We start from the raw sequence: 2,006 nt of genomic DNA on the forward strand, positions 1-2,006 counted from the left end.
GCCAGATATGGCAACTCACTTCGATTACCTTGTCCATAGTAACGCATTTCGATCATCCTGTCAATTAGTCTTTTGTTTTACTTAAATTTTTTACAATCAACTGCTCAACTAATGAGCTTCCTCTTGCTTTGAAAGCTATTAAATTGTAACCACTTGATTAATAACGCGCTACTTTTTTTGTTAAAAATTTGTAAAGTTTTGTTAATTTTTTTAGGGATAAGCTTTTGGTGGCGTGTTTGAATGATTTGTTTGAATAAAAAACACCAAATAAAAACTTTAATAAAATCAATTCCTTTACTGACAACTTTTTGTGGGGAATTTTTAGCTTTGAGTGGTTTTGAGGGCCAAGTCAGTTGGGGTTTTGATATAACTAAATCAAAAGCCATTCCGCACCCCACAGTCGGGAAGTTGCAACCTAAGATGCGTATATCGATGGTTTAACAATATCTCCTCACTTTCGTCCTTTTATCAGCAAGTTTGCGTGACAATTTTAGGTTGAAAGCCTTGGGTGATAAATAAATGCTGTGTTAGTAGTGCTCATTTTATTGTTAGGCATATTATTCCAAGCATTTAATAGATGCTATTAGTCGAATTATCACCACTATGTTAAAGTACACAGCAAACACTTATCATTACCACCAACTGCTTGGTTATTCTTATTTATTTTACCCTTGAGCCATCAAAAGCCACGCTTTCAGCGTAGGCGGCGGCGTGGGTGGCGCGATTGTAGCTTCACCGCAACAGCGCAACCCTAAGGGAAAACGCCCCAACTTACGCGGGGGCGTTATTCTTTGATAAATTATCCTCTATCTGCACCATAACCGCCCCGCGGTCTAAGGATTAAGGACTAAGAAATAAAAGCTAAGGTGTGGTGCAAACAGCGTAAACTGTATCGACAAAGTTCCTGAGGACAACTCCGCCGTTGTCCGCGCTGACACCGAAGCCTTCGCGACTACTTACTACGTCGCTCGTCCAGTAGGTGTTGGGGACGAACTCCGCACCAGAGTAATTAATCATGCGGCCCCACTCAGTGAAAAACCCTGCACCTATGTGACGCATATAAGTATTATTAGATGAACTAGGTGTGGCGCCGACAGAACCTTGACACCAACTTCCTGAATTTTCACCAGAACAAACCTCATTGGTTAAATCTCTTACCCTAGCAAGACGATAACCCAAATTACTACACCAATTGGAGTGGGTAGACCGGTTACCCGTAGAAATACCCCGATTGACGAACCACTGCTTTAAGACAAATCCATACTTCACCCCATTACCATCACTATCCCTACCCACCAACTCAAATGTCTGTGGCAAAGTGGGTACATCTAGAGGACTAGGATAATTTGAACGTATCCGAGCACTATCCGCCCTAGGACCACTTAACTTAACTCGTGCGACAACTTTTCCCCTATCAACACTAGGAATCCAACTATCACTAGGTGTAACACTTGTCACCGTAGCTGTTATATTACCATTCGTGACAACAGACCACGTCAACTGACTTGCATTAATTCCAGTAGGCACCTCTAAGTCAAAATACAACCCATCAGCACCCGTTGTCGGAAAATTTTGGTCATAAGATGATGAACGCGTTGACTGAGTTAAAAAACCTTTTGTAGGACTCCATATGTTAGATGGGCCTGCGTAGCGAGGGTTGTCGTTAGAATTGATACCAGTAGTACCACCATATAACAAATTCGGCCTTGCCGACTGCATAAAAACCAAACAATTTGCATTTGGTTTGAAATAATAATACTCCCTGTCATTAGTGGTTGAAAATACACGTCGATTTGGCACGCCATACTGTGTAGTTAAACTAGCACCATCGAGGTTTAAACCTATTGTTACCCTATAAGGCGCCTTACATGCATCTAATGTATCATTAAGGCCTACAGTATTTCCATTCTTATCCTCTAATGAAAGCCATAAAGTCCCTGTCGCCGTTACACCATTAGTACCCTGTCCATCTCCATCATCATCTCCCCAATAATGATAACGATTGA

General features: G+C 41.4%; 2 protein-coding genes. Both read right to left on the reverse strand.

The window, feature by feature from the left end; translation table 11 throughout:
* Positions 1-104: 104 nt before the first annotated feature.
* Positions 105-386 carry a hypothetical protein gene (locus tag GQ598_RS05970; protein WP_160402892.1) on the reverse strand — a complete coding sequence of 94 codons (282 nt, stop codon included), beginning with the start codon at positions 384-386 and terminating at the stop codon, positions 105-107.
* 475 nt (positions 387-861) lie between these two features.
* On the reverse strand, positions 862-2,006 hold a 1,145-nt coding region (locus GQ598_RS05975; RefSeq protein ID WP_160402894.1), incomplete at its 5' end, for a hypothetical protein.

It is taken from the genome of Gilliamella sp. Pas-s95 (assembly GCF_009795795.1).
Lineage (GTDB): Bacteria > Pseudomonadota > Gammaproteobacteria > Enterobacterales > Orbaceae > Gilliamella > Gilliamella bombicola.